This window comes from Mesorhizobium sp. CCNWLY176 (assembly GCF_037153935.1).
GTDB classification, from domain to species: Bacteria; Pseudomonadota; Alphaproteobacteria; order Rhizobiales; family Rhizobiaceae; genus Mesorhizobium_M; species Mesorhizobium_M zhangyense.
This window is the reverse complement of sequence record NZ_JBBBDZ010000025.1, coordinates 40,496-60,460: the sequence shown is the minus strand read 5'-3', so window position 1 is coordinate 60,460 and position 19,965 is coordinate 40,496. Positions and strand designations below refer to the sequence as shown.

The 19,965-nt window shown below is 62.5% G+C and carries 22 protein-coding genes and 1 tRNA gene; 12 read left to right on the top strand and 11 right to left on the bottom strand.

Annotated elements, in window-relative coordinates:
• Positions 1-186: 186 nt before the first annotated feature.
• Both WBQ96_RS27030 and WBQ96_RS27025 read right to left on the bottom strand, forming a co-directional pair.
• Positions 187-263 (bottom strand) — tRNA-Arg (locus tag WBQ96_RS27030).
• Positions 264-339: 76 nt separating this feature from the next.
• Positions 340-1,503 carry a M20 aminoacylase family protein gene (locus WBQ96_RS27025; protein ID WP_336555777.1) on the bottom strand — a complete coding sequence of 388 codons (1,164 nt, stop codon included), beginning with the start codon at positions 1,501-1,503 and terminating at the stop codon, positions 340-342.
• A gap of 214 nt (positions 1,504-1,717) precedes the next feature.
• Here WBQ96_RS27025 and WBQ96_RS27020 point away from each other — a divergent pair, with 214 nt between their 5' ends.
• Both WBQ96_RS27020 and WBQ96_RS27015 read left to right on the top strand, forming a co-directional pair.
• Positions 1,718-2,863, top strand: coding sequence for a D-alanyl-D-alanine carboxypeptidase family protein (locus WBQ96_RS27020; RefSeq protein WP_336555780.1), 1,146 nt, complete (start codon positions 1,718-1,720; stop codon positions 2,861-2,863).
• Between the two features lie 15 nt (positions 2,864-2,878).
• Positions 2,879-3,991, top strand: a complete 1,113-nt coding sequence (locus WBQ96_RS27015) for a CobW family GTP-binding protein (RefSeq protein WP_336555782.1) — start codon at positions 2,879-2,881, stop codon at positions 3,989-3,991.
• Between the two features lie 196 nt (positions 3,992-4,187).
• Here WBQ96_RS27015 and WBQ96_RS27010 read toward each other — a convergent pair whose 3' ends face one another.
• The 5 genes from WBQ96_RS27010 to WBQ96_RS26990 all read right to left on the bottom strand — a co-directional run bounded on the left by WBQ96_RS27010 (position 4,188) and on the right by WBQ96_RS26990 (position 8,065).
• On the bottom strand, positions 4,188-4,421 hold the full coding sequence (locus WBQ96_RS27010; protein ID WP_165118746.1) for a sulfurtransferase TusA family protein: 234 nt from the start codon (positions 4,419-4,421) through the stop codon (positions 4,188-4,190).
• 6 nt (positions 4,422-4,427) lie between these two features.
• Positions 4,428-5,735, bottom strand: coding sequence for a murein L,D-transpeptidase family protein (locus WBQ96_RS27005; protein WP_336555879.1), 1,308 nt, complete (start codon positions 5,733-5,735; stop codon positions 4,428-4,430).
• Positions 5,736-5,946: 211 nt separating this feature from the next.
• Positions 5,947-6,897 (bottom strand): acetyl-CoA carboxylase carboxyltransferase subunit alpha, encoded by a 951-nt coding sequence (locus WBQ96_RS27000; RefSeq protein ID WP_336555784.1) that lies wholly within the window; start codon positions 6,895-6,897, stop codon positions 5,947-5,949.
• 89 nt (positions 6,898-6,986) lie between these two features.
• Positions 6,987-7,910: a site-specific tyrosine recombinase XerD gene (locus tag WBQ96_RS26995; protein WP_336555785.1), complete on the bottom strand. Its 924-nt coding sequence runs from the start codon at positions 7,908-7,910 to the stop codon at positions 6,987-6,989.
• A gap of 5 nt (positions 7,911-7,915) precedes the next feature.
• Entirely contained in the window at positions 7,916-8,065 is a 150-nt protein-coding gene (locus tag WBQ96_RS26990) for a histidine kinase (protein ID WP_336555787.1), read from the bottom strand.
• Positions 8,066-8,160: 95 nt separating this feature from the next.
• Between WBQ96_RS26990 and WBQ96_RS26985 the strand changes: the two genes are divergently transcribed.
• From WBQ96_RS26985 to WBQ96_RS26970, 4 genes are all read left to right on the top strand, one after another.
• On the top strand, positions 8,161-8,784 hold the full coding sequence (locus tag WBQ96_RS26985; protein ID WP_336555789.1) for a shikimate kinase: 624 nt from the start codon (positions 8,161-8,163) through the stop codon (positions 8,782-8,784).
• Complete coding sequence (aroB, locus tag WBQ96_RS26980) at positions 8,781-9,911, top strand: 3-dehydroquinate synthase (RefSeq protein WP_336555790.1); 1,131 nt, start codon at positions 8,781-8,783, stop codon at positions 9,909-9,911. The genes WBQ96_RS26985 and aroB overlap by 4 nt, the downstream gene beginning before the upstream one ends.
• Complete coding sequence (locus tag WBQ96_RS26975; RefSeq protein WP_336555792.1) at positions 9,908-10,828, top strand: HlyC/CorC family transporter; 921 nt, start codon at positions 9,908-9,910, stop codon at positions 10,826-10,828. The genes aroB and WBQ96_RS26975 overlap by 4 nt, the downstream gene beginning before the upstream one ends.
• 74 nt (positions 10,829-10,902) lie before the next feature.
• On the top strand, positions 10,903-11,139 hold the full coding sequence (locus WBQ96_RS26970) for a type II toxin-antitoxin system Phd/YefM family antitoxin (RefSeq protein ID WP_336555793.1): 237 nt from the start codon (positions 10,903-10,905) through the stop codon (positions 11,137-11,139).
• An 88-nt stretch (positions 11,140-11,227) separates the two neighbouring features.
• Here the strand turns inward: WBQ96_RS26970 and WBQ96_RS26965 are convergent, their stop codons facing one another.
• Positions 11,228-11,530 carry a BolA family protein gene (locus WBQ96_RS26965; protein ID WP_336555795.1) on the bottom strand — a complete coding sequence of 101 codons (303 nt, stop codon included), beginning with the start codon at positions 11,528-11,530 and terminating at the stop codon, positions 11,228-11,230.
• A gap of 143 nt (positions 11,531-11,673) precedes the next feature.
• Between WBQ96_RS26965 and WBQ96_RS26960 the strand changes: the two genes are divergently transcribed.
• The 5 genes from WBQ96_RS26960 (at position 11,674) to WBQ96_RS26940 (ending at position 16,770) form a co-directional block, all read left to right on the top strand.
• A complete protein-coding gene (locus tag WBQ96_RS26960; protein WP_336555797.1) occupies positions 11,674-12,285 on the top strand; it encodes a J domain-containing protein in 612 nt (203 codons plus the stop codon).
• 117 nt (positions 12,286-12,402) lie between these two features.
• A complete protein-coding gene (gene cobS / locus WBQ96_RS26955) occupies positions 12,403-13,389 on the top strand; it encodes a cobaltochelatase subunit CobS (protein ID WP_165118758.1) in 987 nt (328 codons plus the stop codon).
• Positions 13,390-13,397: 8 nt separating this feature from the next.
• Entirely contained in the window at positions 13,398-13,847 is a 450-nt protein-coding gene (locus WBQ96_RS26950; protein ID WP_336555800.1) for a hypothetical protein, read from the top strand.
• Between the two features lie 2 nt (positions 13,848-13,849).
• A complete protein-coding gene (gene cobT / locus WBQ96_RS26945) occupies positions 13,850-15,751 on the top strand; it encodes a cobaltochelatase subunit CobT (protein WP_336555801.1) in 1,902 nt (633 codons plus the stop codon).
• Positions 15,748-16,770, top strand: coding sequence for an esterase-like activity of phytase family protein (locus WBQ96_RS26940; RefSeq protein WP_336555803.1), 1,023 nt, complete (start codon positions 15,748-15,750; stop codon positions 16,768-16,770). The genes cobT and WBQ96_RS26940 overlap by 4 nt, the downstream gene beginning before the upstream one ends.
• Positions 16,771-16,943: 173 nt before the next feature.
• On the opposite strand, the gene WBQ96_RS26935 is transcribed toward WBQ96_RS26940, so the two are convergent.
• Positions 16,944-18,044 carry a saccharopine dehydrogenase family protein gene (locus WBQ96_RS26935; RefSeq protein WP_336555804.1) on the bottom strand — a complete coding sequence of 367 codons (1,101 nt, stop codon included), beginning with the start codon at positions 18,042-18,044 and terminating at the stop codon, positions 16,944-16,946.
• A gap of 121 nt (positions 18,045-18,165) precedes the next feature.
• On the opposite strand from WBQ96_RS26935, the gene WBQ96_RS26930 reads away from it, so the two are divergent.
• Positions 18,166-18,594, top strand: a complete 429-nt coding sequence (locus WBQ96_RS26930; RefSeq protein WP_336555806.1) for an Lrp/AsnC family transcriptional regulator — start codon at positions 18,166-18,168, stop codon at positions 18,592-18,594.
• A gap of 5 nt (positions 18,595-18,599) precedes the next feature.
• Here WBQ96_RS26930 and WBQ96_RS26925 read toward each other — a convergent pair whose 3' ends face one another.
• Entirely contained in the window at positions 18,600-19,271 is a 672-nt protein-coding gene (locus WBQ96_RS26925; protein WP_336555807.1) for a hypothetical protein, read from the bottom strand.
• Positions 19,272-19,952: a queuosine precursor transporter gene (locus WBQ96_RS26920; RefSeq protein ID WP_336555809.1), complete on the bottom strand. Its 681-nt coding sequence runs from the start codon at positions 19,950-19,952 to the stop codon at positions 19,272-19,274.
• Positions 19,953-19,965: the final 13 nt, after the last annotated feature.

Here is a 19,965-nt window from a genome sequence, read left to right as displayed (position 1 = left end):
TAATTACGGACCACCAGCAAGCCTCTTGAAGACACTTAAAACTTGGATCAAACAACAAATCTCCTAGGACAGCCCCATTATTTTTTGCTGCCTGAGGCAGATCTGTCTGGAAGATCCCGCCGCGCCACAGTCTCCCTGTCCGATGCCGAGAGACGGACACAATACCTTGGCGCTCTTGAATTTATTTGGTGATCCCGACAGGAATCGAACCTGTGACCTACAGATTAGGAATCTGCCGCTCTATCCTACTGAGCTACGGGACCAACCGAAACGACACATAGCCGCTTCGGCGCGTTTCGCCAACGGTTTTGGGCAGCAAAATTTGCTGCCCTTTGTTGTTCATGCCGCCAGCGTGGTTTCGGCCAGCCGTACCCAATAGCTCATGCCGTGCGGGATGACCTCGTCGTTGAAGTCGTAGGCAGGGTGGTGGAGATTGGCGGTGTCGCCATTGCCGATGAAGATGAAGGCGCCGGGACGGGCTTCCAGCATGTAGGAAAAGTCCTCGCCGCCCATTACCGGCTGGATTTCGCGATGGACCTGGTTGTCGCCGGCAATCACCGCCGCGACGTCGGCGGCAATCACCGTCTCGTCGGCGTGGTTAAAGGTCACCGGGTAGTTGGCGTCGTAGTGGACGTTGATCGTCGCGCCATAGGCGGCGGCGATGCCGGCGCAGATGGTTTCGATGCGCTCGCGGGCGATTGCTGCCACTTCCTTCTTCAGTGTGCGGACGGTGCCTGCGAGTTCGACCTGTTCGGGAATGACGTTGTAGGCGTCGCCGCCGTGGAATTTCGTCACAGTAACAACGACCGAGTCCACCGGATTGACCGTGCGCGAGGCGATCGTCTGGAAGGCGGTGACGATCTGGCTGCCGATGACCACCGGGTCGATGGCGAGATGGGGCATGGCCGCATGGCCGCCCTTGCCCTTCACGGTGATGGTGAATTCGGCGGTCGCCGCCATGATCGGGCCGGGCCGGATGGCGAACTGGCCGACCGGCAGGCCGGGAATGTTGTGCATGCCGAAGACCTTTTCGATGCCGAAACGGTCCATCATGCCGTCATTGACCATGGCCAGCCCACCGGCGCCGCCTTCCTCCGCCGGCTGGAAGATGACGGCGACGGAACCGGCAAAATTGCGCGTCTCAGTGAGATATTTGGCGGCACCCAGAAGCATGGCGGTGTGGCCGTCATGGCCGCAGGCGTGCATCTTGCCGGGCACGGTCGAGGCATAGGGCTTGCCGGTGGTCTCGGTGATCGGCAGCGCGTCCATGTCGGCGCGCAGACCGACGGTTGAGCCCGCGCCGAGATTGCCGCGGATGATGCCGACCACGCCGGTCCTGCCGATGCCGGGCACGACCTCGTCGCAGCCGAAGGATTTCAGCTTTTCAGTGACGAACTCAGCCGTCTTGAACACGTCGTAGTTCAGCTCGGGATTCTGATGCAGCGTGCGCCGCCAGCCGGCGACTTCGTCCTGCAATTCGGCGGCTCGGTTCAGGATCGGCATGATGAATGACTTTCGTTGTTCATGGTTTTCCCGCCATTACCCACAATCGTGATCGCAGATGCTTTGCCATCATGAGGTCACATAAGCTAAATAGCACCGCAGGGAACGTGGGTGCGGGACGATGATGGCCAATGCGTGCTGTCGATTATTGGCCCAGGCCGAAATCTTACGGACCACGGGGCAACCACGGCAAGAGGCGATTTCGGGATTTCTCATGCGGCATAGCTTTTTTCCAAAAGGACTCCTCGCTGGGCTGATGGCGCTTGGTACGCTCGCAGCAGTGCCGGCATGGGCCAATCCGTCGATCCTTTTCGACCTGAACACCGGCAAGGTGCTCGAGCATCAGGACGCATTCCAGCGTTGGCATCCCGCTTCGCTGACCAAGCTGATGACGGCCTACGTCACCTTCCGCGCCATCGATGCGGGCGAACTCACGCTGCAATCGCCGATCAAGGTGACCAGGAAATCCGCCGCCGAGCCGCCGAGCAAGATGGGCTACAAGCCTGGCTCGGTGATGACGCTCGACAATGCGCTGAAGATGATGCTGATCAAGTCGGCCAACGATATCGCCTATTCGGTGGGCGAAAATGTCGGCGGTTCCGTCCCGGCCTTTGCCGATCGCATGAATACGGAAGCCGCGCGCCTGGGCATGACAGGCAGCCATTTCACCAATCCCAACGGTTTGCATGACCCGCTGAACTATACGACCGCGCGCGATCTCGCGATCCTGGTGCGGGCGATCCGCACGGAATATCCACAATATGCGCCCTATTTCGCCATCGAGGGCCTCAGCGCCGGCAAGAAGGTGCTGAAGAGCTTCAATCTGCTGGTTGGCCGCTATCCGGGGGCCGATGGCATGAAAACCGGTTTCGTTTGCGCCTCCGGCTTCAACATGATCGGTTCGGCAACGCGCAACGGTCACACGCTGGTCGCCGTCGTGTTGGGCGAAAAAACGGCGGTCAGCCGTGCCGAAACGGCCGCCAACCTGCTCAACCAGGGCTTTGCATCGCCTGACGCCGGCGGTGCCACCGTGGCGACGCTGCCTGTCTATGGCAACCCGACCGCCGCGCCGCTCGATATCCGCGATCAGATTTGTCCCAAGCGCCCCGCTGCAACCGCTGCCGCGCCGTCCGAGGATGCCGGCGAACAGGCTGCCACGGGTCCGAAGTCGCCTTATCTCGAAAAGCTGGATCATGAGCCGCGCCTCGTCGTCGTCGGTCTCGGCGGCGCCACCGGCCCGGTGCCGAAGGCTTTCGCGGCGGTGGAAGCCAAGAGCTATGCCGACGTGCCGATCCCGACCTGGCGTCCCGACCGGCCGGCACCCGTCGGCGCGCTGTCGGCCCAGGGCGATACCCAGTAAGCCCGGGCGCTGGACATGAGCGAGCTTTACCCCATTCCCGTCTCGGTGCTGACCGGCTTTCTCGGTGCGGGCAAGACGACGCTGCTCAACCGGCTCTTGAAAGACGCCAGCCTTGCCGACACGGCGGTCATCATCAACGAGTTCGGCGATGTCGCCATCGACCACCTGCTGGTCGAGCAGGCGTCGGACGGCATTATCCAGCTTTCTGACGGCTGCCTGTGCTGCACGGTTCGCGGCGAACTGGTCGATACGCTGGCCGACCTCGTCGACCGGCTCCAGACCGGCAAGATCGCGAAGCTGAAGCGCGTTATCGTCGAAACCACCGGCCTTGCAGACCCGGCCCCGGTGCTGCAGTCTATCATGGGGCACCCGGCGCTGGTGCAGGCGTTCCGGCTCGATGGCGTCATCACGCTGGTCGATGCGGTGAACGGCGATGCGACGCTCGACGCCCATGTCGAGGCGGTCAAGCAGGTGGCGGTGGCCGACCGAATCGTCATCACCAAGGCCGATCTTGGGGATGATCAGGAGGCGCTTGCAGCACTTCACGCCCGGCTGCGCCAGATCAACCCGTCGGCACCGCTGCTCGATGTGACCGACGAAACGACGGGCGTTGCGGCGCTATTCGAATGCGGGCTCTACGATCCCACGACGAAGACCGCCGATGTCCGCCGGTGGCTTGGCGAGGAAGCGGCGCATGCCGAACATCACCATCACCACGGCGATCACGATCATCATCACGAGCATGAGCATCGTCATGACGATCGCGTCCGCGCCTTCACGCTGGTTCATGACGGGCCGGTGCCGTTTTCTACCATCGAGATGTTTCTTGACCTGCTGCGCTCCACGCATGGCGAGAAGCTGCTGCGTCTGAAGGGCATCATCGAGATTGCCGAGGACCCCGGTCGGCCGCTGGTCGTCCATGGCGTGCAGAAAATCCTGCATCCGCCGGCGCGGCTGCCGTTCTGGCCGGACGCCGTTCGCGGCACTCGGCTGGTGCTGATCACGCTCGATATGCCGGAAGACTATGTGCGGCGCCTGTTTGCTGCGTTCACGAACAAGCCGGCAATCGATACGCCGGATCGTGCTGCGCTTGAGGACAATCCGCTGGCGATTGCCGGGATGCGATAGTTTTCAGGGTCTGCGCCGCCCCTCATCCGCCTGCCGGCACCTTCTCCCCGTAAACGGGGAGAAGGAGGCTGGCCGCAACATTGCCGCTTCCCCTTCTCCCCGTCACTATACGGGGAGAAGGTCCCGGCAGGGGGATGAGGGGCAGCGCCAACTTTCAACAGGAATCTAAAGCAGTCGTCTTGCGCGCTAGAAGCGCCTACGCCCCGCGCTCCACCAGAAACCGATGCCCGCCACCTGCCGCCTGGGTCTCCACAAGCCGATGGCCATTGTCCGCACAAAAAGCGGGAATGTCGATGACGGCTAGCGGGTCCGTCGTCTCGAGCCATAGCAGGCTGCCCGGAACCATTTCGGACAGCCGCTTGCGGGCTTTCAGAACGGGCAGGGGGCAGTTCAGTCCCTTGAGGTCGTAGACGCCCGCTTCAGCCGACATTGTGTCTCAGCTGCCGAAAATGTTGGTGATGCCGGCGAGGCGCTTGCGCACATTGCCGAGAATGCCGGGCTGCTCGACGGGTGCACCTGCAGCGGTGGTCGCAGCTTCCGGCGGCACGATGCTGATCTGGCCGGCGTCGGCGGTAGCAGGCTGCAAAGTGGCGGGAGCGGGTGCTGCCTTCTGTGCCTTGGCCAGCGCTATCGCGGCTTTCTTTTCGTCGGCCGCGCGCTGTTTTTCTTCGGCTATCTTCTTCTTTTCGGCCTCGGCGGCCTCCAATGCGGCCATGCGTTTACCGGCAGGCGAATCGATGCGGCCCATGCGGGCGGTCTCGACGACCGAGCCGTCAGCCTGCAGCGACGGCGGCTCGATCGGCACGCGCTCGCCGCGCGCCCGCTTGTGGGTCCATTCCTGAACCAGCTTGGCTTCCTGGATGCCGGCAATCGCCGGCTTCGGCGCGATCTTCTCGCTCTTGCCAATGGCGCTTGAGAACGCCGCGTCGTAGCTCGACTGGTAGGACTGATAGGCCATTTTCAGCGAATCGGGCTGGGTCGAGGCCGGGCAGGCGCTGGTCGGCGAGAAGGCAGCACCCCCTTCGGGCACCTGGTTGAAGACGTAGCGCTTTTCGCAGACATCGACCTTCGGCGGCACTTTCGTGATTTCGAAGTTGTCGTAGCCTTCCTTCAGCATCTTCCAGAACGCGTAGTTCGGGTCGTTGCGGTAGCGCGCCATGTTGGCGGCGGTCATGCGGAAGGGAAATGCCTGGATCTGGAACTCGGTCTGGCCGCCATTGAAGGCGTCGCGGCCGAAGGCGTAGATCTGCTCGATCTGCTCGTCGGTCATCGAATAGCAGCCGGATGACGAGCAGGCGCCGTGCACCATCAGGTTGGTGCCGGTGCGGCCGTTGGCGCGGTCATAGGCGTTGGGGTAGCCGATGTTGAAGGCCAGGTGGTACTGCGAATTCGGGTTCATCTGCGCCGGGCGCACCGTATAGAAGCCCTCGGGCGCCTGGCGGTCACCTTCGATATATTTCGGCCCGAGCTTTCCCGACCATTTGCAGATGTCATAGGTCGCGATGACGTCGTAGCGGCCGTTGGTCTTCTGCTTCCAGATCTCGACCTTGCCTTCTTCCTTGAAGACGCGCGCCATGATCGGCGCATTGCGCTGCATGCCCTTGGCCTTCATCTCGGCAACGACTTTTGGCGACAACTGCTTGTTGGCCTTGGGCGATAGATCGGTGAAAGTCGTCTGCTCATTGCAGCCAACCACCATCAGCGTGGCAATCAGCAATCCGGCACGTGCGACATTGGCAATCAGCGGCATGAAAATCGTCTTCGTTTCCATCGGTCGCGGCGAGAAGAGCGTCTCCCGTCGTCCGGTCATTTCCAGGAACCGGACAATATGCCCGTTAACCTTGAAAATTGATTACCGCAAGGGTTAACAGCCCACTCTCACCACAGGCGATACACGAAAAAGTGGCGGCAATTTTGTGGCAGAAATTTGGAACCCCGCCGTAATTCCCCAACGATCAGAGGCTGCGGCCGATGGCGAGGTATTTTTCGCGGCGCTGTTCGCGGAAATCGGTCGGCTTGGCGGCGAAATCGGCAAGCGTCTTGGCGATAAGGTCGCCAGCAGCTTTCATCACCGTTTCGGGGCCGCGGTGCGCACCGCCGAGCGGTTCGGGAATGATCGCGTCGATCACCTTGAGGTCGAGAAGGTCCTGCGCGGTGATCTTCATGTTGGTCGCGGCGTCCTTGGAACGCGTGGTATCGCGCCACAGGATGGAAGCGGCACCTTCCGGCGAGATTACCGAATAGATGGCATGTTCGAGCATGAAGACGCGGTTGGCCGTGGCAATGGCAATCGCGCCGCCCGAGCCGCCTTCACCGATGACCACCGAAATCGACGGAACCTTCAGGCCGAGGCAGGCCGAGGTCGAGCGGGCGATGGCTTCGGCCTGTCCTCGCTCTTCCGCCTCGACGCCGGGAAAGGCACCGGCGGTGTCGACCAGCGTCACGACCGGAATTGAGAAGCGGTCGGCAAGCTCCATGATGCGCACCGCCTTGCGGTAGCCTTCGGGCTTCGCCGAGCCGAAATTATGCTTGATCCGGCTCTTGGTGTCTGAGCCCTTTTCCTGGCCGATGACAGCAACGGGCTGGCCGCGGAAGCGGGCGAAGCCGCCGATGATGGCCTCGTCCTCGCCAAAGGCGCGGTCGCCGGCCAGCGTCGTGAAATCGGTGAACAGCGCATCGACATAGTCGAGGCAGTGCGGCCGGTCGGGATGGCGGGCCACCTGCACCTTCTGCCACGGCGTCAGCGCCTTGTAGGCGTCGCGCAGTGCATCCTTGGAGCGCTTCTCCAGCCGGGCGATCTCGTCGGCGACATCGACAGCCTCGCCGCTTTCCGCAAGCTTCTTCAGCTCGATGATCTTGCCATCGAGATCCTGCACCGGTTTTTCGAAATCGAGGTAGTTGTACATGCGTGAGCGGACCAATACGCCTGAATTAAAACACAGCCAGAACCTTCAAAAGACAGGTTCGGCGCCGCGAAACTCGCCTCCACATAGCGTCAGCTTGTCTTGTCGGCAAGCGGATGATGGTCATTGACCAGTCGCATCAACCGTTCCTCGAGCACATGGGTGTAGATTTGTGTCGTCGATATGTCGGCGTGGCCGAGCAGTTGCTGCACGGCGCGGAGGTCCGCGCCATTCTGCAGGAGATGGCTGGCGAAGGCGTGACGCAGCACATGCGGCGAGATTTTCGCGGCTGTTATTCCGGTTCTAGCGGCGAGCCCCTTCAGGTCGCGCGCAAACACCTGCCGCGGCAGATGGCCGCTTTCGGAGGCTGCGGGAAACAGGAATGGGCTCTCGGCAAAGGCCGGCACTTTCTCACGTTCCGTGAGCCAGCTGCGCATCGCTTCGCGCGCCTTGGCCGAGAGCGGCACCATGCGATCCTTGTCGCCCTTGCCGCGCACGATGAAGAAGCGCTCGTCGCGCAGCGCCACCGTTAGTGGCAGGCTGACCAGCTCGGAAACGCGCAGGCCCGTCGCGTAAAGCACCTCGACCAGCGCATGCATGCGCCTTGCCGCGATATGGGCGCTGTAGCCGGTCGATGCGTCATTGGCTTCAGTCGCGGCGCGGTCGAGCAGGCGGCCGGTCTCGGCCTCGCTCATGATCTTGGGCAGCGGCCGGTCCTTCTTCGGGCTGTCGAGCGTGCCGGTCGGGTCGTCCGTGCGCAGCCCCTCGGCGTAGAGAAATTTGTAGAATTGCCGCAGCACCGAAAGTTTGCGGGCCTGCGAGGTCGCGGCAAAACCGCGCCCGGCGATGTCGCCGAGATAGGAGCGGATGCTTTCGGTCGCAGCACCTACCAGGTCGCCGATGTTTTCGGCGGCATCTTCGAGGTCGCGGCGATAAGAGGCGAGCGTGTTGTCGGCGGCACCCCGCTCGGCGCTCATCATCTCGAGAAAAGCCTCTATCCGCGCCCCGCTTCGCATGGCTGCTATTTCTTCTGATTGATCTTGTCGGCGGGAATGCGAATGGTGATCTCGCCCTTCTTCGGCTCGACATAGGTGACCAGCGCGAACATTGCGCCGTAGGCAATGCCCGCCAGAATGCCCAGCGTCACCAGAAACCGGAATAAGGTCGGCATTGTTTGGTCGTGCCCTCCCTGTGCCGTGCCGTTATGGGACGCCCTTCATGTCATTTCAAGGGCGGGTCCTAACCCTTGACGCGCAAAGGGTTTTGATGTCGAAACGCCGCATGATGAGCGAGGTGCCCGAAAACACGGTTCCAAGACAGGCCGAACTGCTGAAGCAGCTCGGTTCGCGCTCTATCGTGTTCGTCGGGCTGATGGGCGCCGGCAAGACGGCGATCGGCCGGCGGGTGGCGAGCGTTCTGCATCTGCCCTTCACCGACAGCGACCACGAGATCGAAAGCGTCTCGCGCATGACGATCCCCGAGCTGTTCGAACGCTATGGCGAGCCGGAATTCCGCGCGCTGGAGCAGCGCGTCATCCACCGCGTTCTGGAAAGCGGCCCGCAGGTGCTGTCCACCGGCGGCGGCGCCTTCATGAATGCGCAGACGCAAGGAATCATCGCCGAGCACGCAGTCTCGGTGTGGCTGAAGGCCGATATCGACACGCTGATGGAGAGGGTCGGCAAGAAGCCGACGCGGCCGCTGCTGCAAAACCCCGATCCGCGCGCGGTCATGGAGCGGCTGATGGCCGAGCGCTATCCCGTCTACGCCAAGGCCGACGTCACCGTGCCCACCCGCGACGAGCGCAAGGAAATCATCGCTGCCGAGGTCATCGAGGAACTCGTGACCTATCTTTGCGGGCAGGGCCATGCCGCCACGGAGAATGCACAATGAATGACGGCGGGACGAACGGCACGGTCAAGGTTACAGTCGGGCTCGGCGAGCGTGCCTATGACATTTTGATCGGCTCCGGCCTGATCGCGCGGGCCGGTGCTGAAATCGCTGCACGCCTGCCGGGCATCCGTGCAGCAATCGTCACCGACGAGAATGTCGCCGCCGCCCATCTCGATGCGCTCACCGCCAGCCTCGAAAGCGCTGGCATTGCCTCGACGGCGATCACGCTGCCGGCCGGCGAGAAGACGAAGAGCTTTGCCCATCTGCAGGATGTGGTCGACGGCGTGCTTGCCGCTCGTCTGGAGCGCGGCGATGCGGTTCTCGCGCTCGGCGGCGGCGTCATCGGCGATCTCACCGGCTTTGCCGCCGGCATCGTGCGGCGCGGCATGAATTTCGTGCAATTGCCGACCTCGCTGCTGGCGCAGGTCGATTCGTCCGTCGGCGGCAAGACCGGCATCAACAGCGCCCATGGCAAAAACCTCATCGGCGTCTTTCACCAGCCACGCGTCGTGCTGGCCGATACCGATGTGCTCGACACGCTGCCTGTCCGCGAATTCCGCGCCGGCTATGCCGAGGTCGCCAAATATGGCCTGATCGACCGACCCGACTTCTTCGCCTGGCTGGAAGAGAACTGGCGCGAGGTGTTTTCTGGCGGCCCGGCTCGCACTGAAGCGATTGCGCAGTCCTGCCGCGCCAAGGCCGATGTCGTCGCCCGCGACGAATTCGAGACCGGCGACCGCGCGCTGCTCAATCTCGGCCACACATTCGGCCACGCGCTGGAGGCGGCGACCGGCTATGAAAGTGCGCGGCTCGTCCACGGCGAGGGCGTCGCCATCGGCATGGCGCTGGCCTATCGCTTTTCGGCGCGCATGAACCTTGCCAGCCCCGACGATGCAGCCCGCGTCGAGACGCATCTGCGCGGAGTCGGCCTGCCGTGGCGCATGGCCGATATTCCGGGCACCCTGCCGGATGCCGAGCGTCTGCTTGGCTATATCGCTCAGGACAAGAAAGTGTCGCGCGGTGCGCTGACCTTCATCCTGACCCACGGCATCGGCCAGTCCTTCATTGCCAGGGACGTTCCGTCATCCGAAGTCTTGGCCTTCCTGCGGGAGAATCACCCGGGATGAAAGTTGAAGCGCTAGTCGCCGTCATCTGCGTCCTTCTGGCGCTGATCGCGCTTGCGCTGATATTCCGGCACCGCCTGCTCGCAGCTTTCGGTCTCGAACTGCAGGAGATCGAGCCGCAGCAATCGGCTCATGACGAGCTGCGCGGCACTGTCGCCGATCTCCACCGCGAGGGAGGCGTCGTCAAGCAGGACCGCGACCGCATGGGCGCGCTGCTCGACCTGCACGAGCTCGAAGTTTCCGACGTCATGGTCCATCGGCTGAACATGCGTTCGGTCAATGCCGACAACGCTTCCGAGGCTGTGGTGCGCGAAATCCTGCAAAGCCCGCATACGCGCATGCCGCTGTGGCGCGGCTCCACCGACAACATCGTCGGCGTGCTGCACGCCAAGGACCTGCTGCGCTCGCTCAACGATGTCGGCAACGATTTTTCGCAGATCGACGTGATGAAGATCGCCTCGAAGCCCTGGTTCGTACCGGACACGACGACTCTTCAGGAGCAGCTCAACGCGTTCCTGCGCCGCAAGGCCCATTTTGCCCTCGTCGTCGACGAATATGGCGAGCTGGAAGGGCTGGTTACGCTGGAGGACATCATCGAGGAGATCGTCGGCGAGATCGCCGACGAGCACGATGTCGACGTGCAGGGCGTGCGCCAGGAATCGGACGGCTCGATCGTGGTCGACGGCTCCGTCCCGATCCGCGACCTCAACCGCGCGCTCGACTGGGAACTGCCCGACGACGAGGCAGTCACCATCGCCGGCCTCGTCATCCACGAGACCCAGTCGATCCCGGAAGAGAAGCAGGCTTTTACGTTCCACGGCAAGCGCTTCATCGTCATGAAGCGCGACAAGAACCGCATCACGCGAATCAGGATCAGGCCGGCGCTCGATGTGACGGAGACGGCGCCGCGCCAAGCCTGAGATTCCGATTATTACCATGGTCATTGCCCATGGTAATTTTGCGACCTATCTTTCGGTTGGATAGGAGCCGGACCATGCCGGAGCATGTCTCGAAATCGAAATTCAAGGCGAAGGCGCTTGAGTATTTTCGCCAGGTCGAGGGTAGCGGCGAGCCTGTGATCATAACCGATCACGGCAAGCCGACTTTGGAGATTCGCCGGCTCACTTCTCTGCAACGCAATCCCCTGGAAGCCCTGAAGGGATCGGTGCTTCGTTACGAGGGCCCATTCGATCCTGCTGTCGATGAGGACGAGTGGGAAGTCCTCAAGTGATGTCATCGACACGCACGTGCTTCTCGTCACTGCCGATGCCAAGATCACGCAGTATCCGCACGTCGCGACGATCTGGTAGTTCGACGGGCTACCAGCGCGTCGCTTCACCAGGTGCAGCCGGTTCGATCGCCAGCGCGTGCACGCCGCCATTCAATTCGTCGGCCAGAAGCGCGTTGACCGAGCGGTGGCGGTCGATGCGGCTCATGCCGGAAAAAACATCGGAGACGATGCGCACGCGAAAATGCGTTTCGCCGGTGCCGTCATAGGTCACATGATGGCCCGAATCCTCGTGATGGTGGCCGGCATGGAGATGGCTTTCGTTGAGGACGACAAGCCGCTCCGGCGAGTATGCCTGTTTCAGCTTGGATTCCATCGTTACCTGTATGGACATTGCCGTCTCCTTCACCCACATAGACGTTGTTAATCACAAAGCGCCAATTTTGCAGTTTAATCCGCGATTCAGCGGGTTAGGGCGATGATTGCCGAAATGTCAATTCTTGTTCTGCGACCCCAACATCCCCTAAATGGGAATAGATGAAACCCTATCCAAAATATTTCGACAAGATTCGCGTGCGCCCCGACCCGCAGGCCGAGGTGAAAGCGCGCGCGCCGATCTGCCAGTGGGATGGGTGCAAGGAAGCGGGCACGCACCGGGCGCCGGTCGGCCGCCTGAAGGAAGGCGAGTATTTCCGCTTCTGCTTCGATCATGTGCGCGAGTACAACAAGGGCTTCAATTATTTCTCCGGCGTGCCGGACAGCGAAGTCGCGCGCTTCCAGAAGGAAGCGATGACCGGCCATCGCCCGACCTGGACCATGGGCACCAATGGCGCAGCGCGCACGTCCTCGCCCGATTTTGCCCAGCAACGTTCGGGCCGCGCGGGCTATTACAAGAATGTGCGCGATCCCTTCGGCATGTTCGGCGAGAAGGCGGCACCGCGCGAGCGCAAGGCCAAGCCGCTTGAGGCCAAGGCGCTGGAAACGCTTGGCCTTACCACAAAGGCGACTGGCGCCGACATCAAGGCGCGCTATAAGGAGCTTGTGAAACGCCACCATCCCGATGCGAATGGTGGAGACAGGGGTTCGGAAGACCGGTTCCGCGATGTGCTGCAGGCCTATCGCGTGCTCAAGCAGGCAGGCTTGTGTTGAGCATCAGGTCTTAGGCCTTTCCGGAATGGCTTTCGCCCAGCCGGAAAAAGCTCTAAGACCGCTCCCGAACAAAATTGGATTGCCGGCGAAGCACGAGGCTTCGCGCGTGGAGATATGATGAACAAGGTCGATCGCGATATCGCAAACCTGCCCGACACGACGGCGTCGGTGAAAGAGAAATTCGGCTTCGATTCCAAGATGGTCGTGCCGGCCTATTCCGCTGCCTCCGAACATGTGCCGGACATCGATCCCGACTATCTGTTCGACCAGCAGACGACGATGGCGATCCTGGCCGGTTTTGCCTACAACCGCCGCGTCATGGTGTCGGGCTATCACGGCACCGGCAAGTCGACCCATATCGAGCAGGTCGCCGCCCGCCTCAACTGGCCCTGCGTTCGCGTCAATCTCGACAGCCATGTCAGCCGTATCGATCTCGTCGGCAAGGACGCGATCGTCGTCAAGGAAGGCATGCAGGTCACCGAGTTCCGCGATGGCATCCTGCCCTGGGCCTATCAGCACAATGTCGCGCTCTGCTTCGACGAATATGATGCCGGCCGCCCGGACGTGATGTTCGTGATCCAGCGCGTGCTGGAATCGTCGGGTCGCCTGACGCTTCTCGACCAGAGCCGCGTCATCCGCCCGCATCCAGCCTTCCGCCTGTTCGCCACCGCCAACACGGTCGGCCTCGGCGATACGACCGGCCTCTATCACGGCACCCAGCAGATCAACCAGGCGCAGATGGACCGCTGGTCGATCGTCACCACGCTGAACTATCTGCCGCATGACAATGAAGTCGCGATCGTGCTGGCCAAGTCCAAGCACTACCGCAACGACAAGGGCCGCGACATCGTCAACAAGATGGTGCGCGTTGCCGACATGACTCGTTCGGCCTTCATCAATGGCGATCTCTCGACCGTCATGAGCCCGCGTACGGTCATCACCTGGTCGGAAAATGCCGAGATCTTCAACAATGTCGGCCTGGCGTTCCGCCTGACCTTCCTCAACAAGTGCGATGAGCTGGAACGCTCAATCGTTGCCGAATTCTATCAGCGCGCCTTTGGCGAAGAGCTGCCGGAATCCTCGGCCAACGTCGTGCTGGGTTGACAGGGCTGATGGATCGGCGAGCGTTCCTTACTATTACCGCTATCTCGCCGTTGGCCATCAGAACAGCACACGCCGACGATAGCGTAACATATCGGGTAGTCGGCGAAGTTGTGCCCACGAATTTTGATGCGCTATGGGACTTAGCGGCACGCTCGAATAATCAAGTTGTGGAGTTAAAGATTTCGTGCCGCGAACAGGAGAGCGAATACTTCTTCGCGATGGCGACACATGGGACTCTTGGGATTGTTTCCATACAGGGCAAGGTTCGGCGGGCATTGGGCTTCCCTGCGGGGTTTAACATTTCCTCGCACAAATTCTACGTCAACGGCTTTTATCGGGTGGAGCGCGAGGATGCTCAAATGATCGGCCTAATTCCTGTAAGCAAGGCGGATTTTCAAGCAACAGGCAAGCCGGTGAAGCAGGTTGAGATCAACAAGCTGGCGCAGATGAAGAACTGACAATGGCTGGACCCGGCGACAACACACGCGGAAAGCCCAGGACGGGCGGTGAGGCGGACGCTTTCAAGCGTGCCGTGACCGTCTGCATGCGGGCTATTTCCGGCGACAACGAGATGGAAGTCGCCTTCGCCAAGGACAAGCCGGCGCTTGCCGGCAACCGGGCGCGCCTGCCGGAACTGCCGAAGAAGGCTTCGAAGACCGACATCGCGGTCACGCGCGGTCTCGGCGATTCCATGGCGCTCAAGCGCGCCTGCCATGATACGCGCATCCACACCAAGCTCGCGCCGGAAGGCAAGCAGGCCCGCGCCGTCTATGACGCCGTGGAGCAGGCCCGCGTCGAGGCGATCGGCTCCCGCGCCATGGCCGGCGTCGCCGACAATATCGGCTCGATGCTCGAAGACAAATACGCCAAGGCCAATCTCGCCGACGTGCGCGACCAGGCCGACGCCCCTCTGGAGGAAGCTCTGGCGCTGATGGTGCGCGAGAAGCTGACCGGACGGCCCGCGCCGAAGAGCGGCGAGAAGCTCGTTTCGCTGTGGCGCAACTGGGTCGAGCAAAAGGCCGGTCCTAATCTTGAGGGTCTGGCCGGTAAACTCGACGACCAGCAGGCCTTCGCCCGCGTCGTGCGCGACATGCTCGCTTCGATGAACATGGCCGAGGAACTCGGCGATGAGGAGCAGAGCGAGGACACCGAGAATAACGACGAAGACCAGCCGCAGGGCGGCGAAAAGAGCGAGGAAGGCGGCGAGGACGACACCGGCGCCGATGACTCGCAGCCGGAGGACTCGGAAGCTTCTGCCGAGGAAGACCAGTCCGGCGAGATGGAGGCGTCTGACGCCACCTCCGACGACATGGCCGATGACGACGATGCCGACGCCGAGACGCCGGGCGAGGCGCGCCGCAAGGACGATCCTTTCGCAAATCTGCCGCGCGATATCGACTACAAGGTTTTCACCACCACCTTTGACGAGACGGTGGGGGCCGAAGAACTGTGCGAGGAAGAGGAGCTCGACCGGCTCCGCGCCTTCCTCGACAAGCAGCTCGCCAACCTGCAGGGCGTCGTCGGGCGTCTCGCCAACCGCTTGCAGCGCCGCCTGATGGCGCAGCAGAACCGTTCGTGGGATTTCGACCTGGAAGAGGGCTATCTCGATCCGGCCCGCCTCGTGCGCGTGGTCATCGACCCGATGCAGCCGCTGTCCTTCAAGCAGGAGCGCGACACGAAGTTCCGCGACACGGTGGTAACGCTGGTGCTCGACAATTCCGGCTCGATGCGCGGCCGTCCGATCACGGTTGCGGCCACTTGCGCCGACATTCTGGCGCGCACGCTGGAGCGCTGCGGCGTTTCGGTCGAGATCCTCGGCTTCACCACCCGCGCCTGGAAGGGCGGGCAGGCGCGCGAGAAGTGGCTGAAGGACGGCAAGCCGGCCAATCCCGGCCGCCTCAACGACCTGCGCCACATCATCTACAAGAGCGCCGACATGCCGTGGCGTCGCGCGCGGCGCAATCTCGGCCTGATGATGCGCGAAGGCCTGCTCAAGGAAAACATCGACGGCGAGGCGCTTTTGTGGGCGCATCAGCGGCTGATCGCCCGGCCCGAGCAGCGCAAGATCCTGATGATGATCTCGGACGGCGCGCCGGTCGACGATTCGACGCTGTCGGTCAATCCGGGCAATTATCTCGAGCGGCACTTGCGCGCCGTCATCGACCTGATCGAAACGCGTTCTCCGGTCGAGCTTCTGGCCATCGGCATCGGCCACGACGTCACGCGCTATTATCGCCGCGCCGTCACCATCGTCGATGCCGAGGAACTTGCCGGCGCCATGACCGAGCAGCTTGCCTCGCTGTTCGGCGAGGAGACCGTCCGCGACACCCGCCGCAGCGGCGGCCGCCGGCGGGCGGGATGAGGTTGGTTGCTCGATCGCTTTCTTATGTAGCGACGCTGGCTCTCAGCCTTCTCTTAGCCGCGTCATTCACCTCCCAAGCCGAACCCGCTCCCGTCGAGCAGGTCGAAGTCAAATCCCGCCCCATCACCCGATTCCACATCGGTCGTGACGAAAAGCAGTTCGGCCCGCTGGAATTTGTCGGCGGGCTGGAGATGACCTCGCGGTCGCGCAATTTCGGCGCGCTGTCGTCCATGCGCTTTCGCAAACCGGGCAGCGATTTCATCGGCGTGGCCGACACCGGCTTCTGGTTCTTCGGCACGGTGACACGCGATGCCGACCAGCGCCCCACCGGCATTTCCGATTTCCGCATGGTGCAGATGGTCGATGAGGCCGGAAATCCGGCCAATGAAAAATGGCAGGTCGATGCCGAGGGCCTCGCCGTCAAGGACGATGTCGCCACCGTCGGTTTTGAGCGCAACCACCGCATTGCCCAGTTCCACATAAACCCTGACGATATGCGTGCGGCGTTCGGCCAGCTCGATTTCCTCGTGCCGGCGCAGGAGCTGCGGCAGAATCGTGGCTTCGAGACGGTCGCCTATGCGCCGGAGGACAGCCCGCTCAAGGGCGCGCTGGTCGTGGTCTCGGAAAAGAGCCTGGACAAACAGGGCAACATCTTCGCCGCGGTGCTCTCGGGTCCGCGCAAGGGCGTCTTCACCGTCCAGCGCAGCGGTGATTTCGACATCACCGACGGGTCGTTCCTGCCCGATGGCGACCTGCTTATGCTGGAGCGCAGCTATTCCATGGCGCGCGGGGTGCGGATGCGTCTGAGGCGCATCGACGCGGCAACGATCGCCAAGGGCAATGTCGTCGACGGCCCGATCCTTCTCGAAACCGACATGAGCTACCAGATCGACAATATGGAAGCGATGGATGTCTGGCGGCGCGCCGATGGCGCGGTGATGGTGTCAATGTTTTCCGACGACAACCACTCGATCCTGCAGCGCAATCTCTATCTGGAATTTATTCTAAGGGAAGATTGAAGCGGCTGCGCTCTTCCTTCTCCCCTTGTGGGAGAAGGTGGATTGGCGCGCAGCGCCAAGACGGATGAGGGGTGTTGGAAAAAACTCCAGCGTCTGCAATCCGTCCAACACCCCTCATCCGCCTTCGCCTTCAGCTCAGGCACCTTCTCCCACAAGGGGAGAAGGAGAAAGTCTCAAGCCGCCAGATGCGCCGCGCCAGCCTGCGCGTAATTATGCCCGAAGCGATTGGCGAGAAACGCGTCCAGCGCGATGTCCTCCTGCCGGATGAAACCCTTGGTCGGCAGCGTGCCGGAAGCCAGCATGTCGAGCACGGCGCAGATGCCGGAGGCTGTGGTGATCTGGATGGCGCTGCGCGCCGCATCGCCGGCGCCGCGGCTGTAGATCTTGTTGGCGTAGCTTTCCTGCAGCAGGCGGCCATGCTTGCGGCCGCTGACGGTGACGAAGATCACCACCACGTCCTGCATCGTCGCCGGCAAGGCGTTCTCCAGAATGTCCTTCAGCACCTCGCGGCGGTGGCGCAGGCCGAGATCGTTGAGCAGCGCCTTCATGATCGCGGCGTGGCCGGGATAGCGGATGGTGCGGTAGTTCAGCGTGCGCACCTTGCCGGCATAGGTCTCGCACAGCGTGCCGAGCCCGCCGGAGGTGTTGAAGGCCTCGTAGGTGATGCCGTCCAGCGAAAACTCCTCGCGCTCTTCCAGCGGCGGCACGTCGACCAGTTCGCCCTCGACGATCGCCTCGCATGGCTCGCAATATTCGTTGATGACGCCGTCGGTGCTCCAGGTCAGGTTGTAGTTCAGCGCGTTGGACGGGTATTGCGGCAGCGCGCCGACGCGCATGCGCACGCTTTCCAGCGTGTCGAAGCGCTGCGCCAGATCGTTGGCGACGATGGAGATGAAGCCCGGCGCCAGCCCGCATTGCGGGATGAAGGCGCTGGTGGCCGTCGCGGCCAATTCCTTCACGCGGCGCGTGCTGGCGACATCCTCGGTAAGGTCGAGATAGTGCACGCCGGTCTTGGCGGCTGCCTCGGCAATCTTGGTGGTGAGGTGGAAGGGAGCGGCGCTCAGCACGGCGAATTTTCCGGCGAGCACAGCCTCCAGCGCACCATCCTGGCCGATGTCGATCTGTCGTGCGGAAATGCCATGGCCGAGGTCCATCGCATCGAGCTGCGCCTGCGCGCGGTCTACGACGGTAACGGCATAGTCGCCGGTTTCCGCCAGCATGCTTGCTATGGTCGCGCCGATCTTGCCAGCGCCGACGACTACGATCTCTTTCATGGTGTTGCCCCTCGAAATGCTTTCAATGGCAGAATCGTATCGTCACCCTCTGTCGAAAGGCAGTTTCATTTTAGACGAAACGGCGATAGAAATTCTCAATTCGCCGAAGGAATATATCATAATGACGACGGATGCCGACCGTGCCCTGATTGCGCTGCTGCGCGAGAATGCCCGCGCCTCGACCGCCGAGCTGGCGCGAAAGCTCGGCGTCTCGCGCACGACGGTGCAAAGCCGCATCGAGCGGCTGGAGAAGCAGGGCATCATCGAGGGTTATGGTGTCAGGTTGGCGGCGGACTACGAGAAGAACCTCGTACGCGCGCATATTCTGGTGACCGTTCCGCCCAAACTATCGGCGGCTGTCGGGGCCGAACTTCGCCGCATTTCGGAGGTGCGCACGCTGCATTCGGTCAGCGGCAATTTCGACATGATCATCGTCGTCGAAGCGCCGTCGGTGCGCGATCTTGACCTGCTCATCGACCATATCGGCGCACTCGACGGCGTCGAGCGCACGTTGTCGTCGATCATTCTGTCGACGCGGATCGATCGCTAGAGAGATTAGCTCGGCCTGACGGCGAGCCAGATGACATGGCGAGCACCGCGCTTGCCGGTGGCGCGTACGTTCACTTCCTCGGCCAGGAAACCGGCCTGCTTGAGCCGTTTCGTGAAAGCCCTGTCCGGTCCCGACGACCACACGGCGAGCACACCGCCGTGCCGCAGGGCCGTGCGCGCCTTCTGCAGGCCGGAGAGGTCGTAGAGGGCATCGTTGGCCTGCCGTGTCAGGCCTTCAGGGCCGTTGTCCACATCGAGCAGAATGGCGTCGTAGGCGGCCTTGGCGTCCCTTATAAGGTGGCCGACGTCGGTTTCCCGGATCGTCACGCGCGGATCGTCGAGGCAATCACCGAACACCTCGGCCATCGGACCGCGTGCCCATGTCACGACGGACGGCACAAGCTCTGCGACGGTTACCTGCGCGGCGCTGCCGAGCTCAGTGAGTGCTGCGCGCAGCGTAAAGCCCATGCCCAGGCCACCGATCAGGATATGCGGGGATTTGCGGGTGCCGATCTTCTGGCAGGATAGTTTTGCCAGCGCTTCCTCGGAGCCGCTGAGGCGGCTGTTCATCAGTTCGTTGGTGCCGAGCATGATCGAGAATTCGGCGCCGCGCCTTTTAAGGCGAAGCTCGCCGCCGCCCGGGGTTGCTGCCGAATCGAGATGGACCCAGGGAATCAACTACGCCGCCACGGCCTGCTGGCTCCAGCGCATGGCGATCAGCCGGTAGGGGATCAGCGCGAAGACGGCGATGAGGAGCTTGACGGTCAGGTCGCCCAGCGCCCAGGAAATCCAGCGCGCGGTCTCGACCGGCAGCACGCCGAGAAGCGGGGCGGGCTCAAGCGCAAACGCGTCGCTCGGGCCGGCGAAGGCGAAGGCAGCCGAGAAGGCGACGGAGAAGAAGATCAGCGTATCCACTACAGAGCCGACCAGTGTGCCGAGGATCGGCGCGCGCCACCAGCTCTGGCGGCGCAGCCAGTTGAACACGGTCACGTCGAGCAACTGCGCGCAAAGGAAGGCGGCACCCGAAGCCATGGCGATTCGCACCAGCCGGTCGGCGGCAGTCTCGAACTCGATCAGGCCATATTGGAACAGCAGCGGCGGCACGACGATCGAGCAAACGACGGCGATCATGAAGCCGACGAAGACCACGCGGCGGGCCATTTTCGGGCCGTAGCGGCGGTTTGCCAGGTCGGTGACGAGGAAGGCGAAGGGATAGGTGAACGCGCCCCATGTCAGGATGTCGGCGAGCGCCAACGATCCGAGCTGTCCCTGCATGGGGAACTGCACGAGGATGTTCGATGCCACGACGACAAGCGCCATGGCGGCCACGAAGGGCAGGAAACGGTATGAAAAATTCATTTTTTTAGCCTGG

Bases quoted from the DNA above. Each gene is read 5' to 3' on its own strand.
- WBQ96_RS26935 (WP_336555804.1), bottom strand. From the start codon at position 18,044: ATGAAAGAGATCGTAGTCGTCGGCGCTGGCAAGATCGGCGCGACCATA.
- WBQ96_RS27025 (WP_336555777.1), bottom strand. From the start codon at position 1,503: ATGCCGATCCTGAACCGAGCCGCCGAATTGCAGGACGAAGTCGCCGGC.
- WBQ96_RS26975 (WP_336555792.1), top strand. From the start codon at position 9,908: ATGAAAGTTGAAGCGCTAGTCGCCGTCATCTGCGTCCTTCTGGCGCTG.
- WBQ96_RS26990 (WP_336555787.1), bottom strand. From the start codon at position 8,065: ATGCCGACCTTATTCCGGTTTCTGGTGACGCTGGGCATTCTGGCGGGC.
- WBQ96_RS26950 (WP_336555800.1), top strand. From the start codon at position 13,398: ATGGATCGGCGAGCGTTCCTTACTATTACCGCTATCTCGCCGTTGGCC.
- WBQ96_RS27000 (WP_336555784.1), bottom strand. From the start codon at position 6,897: ATGTACAACTACCTCGATTTCGAAAAACCGGTGCAGGATCTCGATGGC.
- WBQ96_RS27010 (WP_165118746.1), bottom strand. From the start codon at position 4,421: ATGTCGGCTGAAGCGGGCGTCTACGACCTCAAGGGACTGAACTGCCCC.
- cobT (WP_336555801.1), top strand. From the start codon at position 13,850: ATGGCTGGACCCGGCGACAACACACGCGGAAAGCCCAGGACGGGCGGT.
- WBQ96_RS26960 (WP_336555797.1), top strand. From the start codon at position 11,674: ATGAAACCCTATCCAAAATATTTCGACAAGATTCGCGTGCGCCCCGAC.
- WBQ96_RS27015 (WP_336555782.1), top strand. From the start codon at position 2,879: ATGAGCGAGCTTTACCCCATTCCCGTCTCGGTGCTGACCGGCTTTCTC.
- aroB (WP_336555790.1), top strand. From the start codon at position 8,781: ATGAATGACGGCGGGACGAACGGCACGGTCAAGGTTACAGTCGGGCTC.
- WBQ96_RS26965 (WP_336555795.1), bottom strand. From the start codon at position 11,530: ATGTCCATACAGGTAACGATGGAATCCAAGCTGAAACAGGCATACTCG.
- WBQ96_RS27020 (WP_336555780.1), top strand. From the start codon at position 1,718: ATGCGGCATAGCTTTTTTCCAAAAGGACTCCTCGCTGGGCTGATGGCG.
- WBQ96_RS26995 (WP_336555785.1), bottom strand. From the start codon at position 7,910: ATGCGAAGCGGGGCGCGGATAGAGGCTTTTCTCGAGATGATGAGCGCC.
- cobS (WP_165118758.1), top strand. From the start codon at position 12,403: ATGAACAAGGTCGATCGCGATATCGCAAACCTGCCCGACACGACGGCG.
- WBQ96_RS26930 (WP_336555806.1), top strand. From the start codon at position 18,166: ATGACGACGGATGCCGACCGTGCCCTGATTGCGCTGCTGCGCGAGAAT.
- WBQ96_RS26985 (WP_336555789.1), top strand. From the start codon at position 8,161: ATGTCGAAACGCCGCATGATGAGCGAGGTGCCCGAAAACACGGTTCCA.
- WBQ96_RS26940 (WP_336555803.1), top strand. From the start codon at position 15,748: ATGAGGTTGGTTGCTCGATCGCTTTCTTATGTAGCGACGCTGGCTCTC.
- WBQ96_RS26970 (WP_336555793.1), top strand. From the start codon at position 10,903: ATGCCGGAGCATGTCTCGAAATCGAAATTCAAGGCGAAGGCGCTTGAG.
- WBQ96_RS26920 (WP_336555809.1), bottom strand. From the start codon at position 19,952: ATGAATTTTTCATACCGTTTCCTGCCCTTCGTGGCCGCCATGGCGCTT.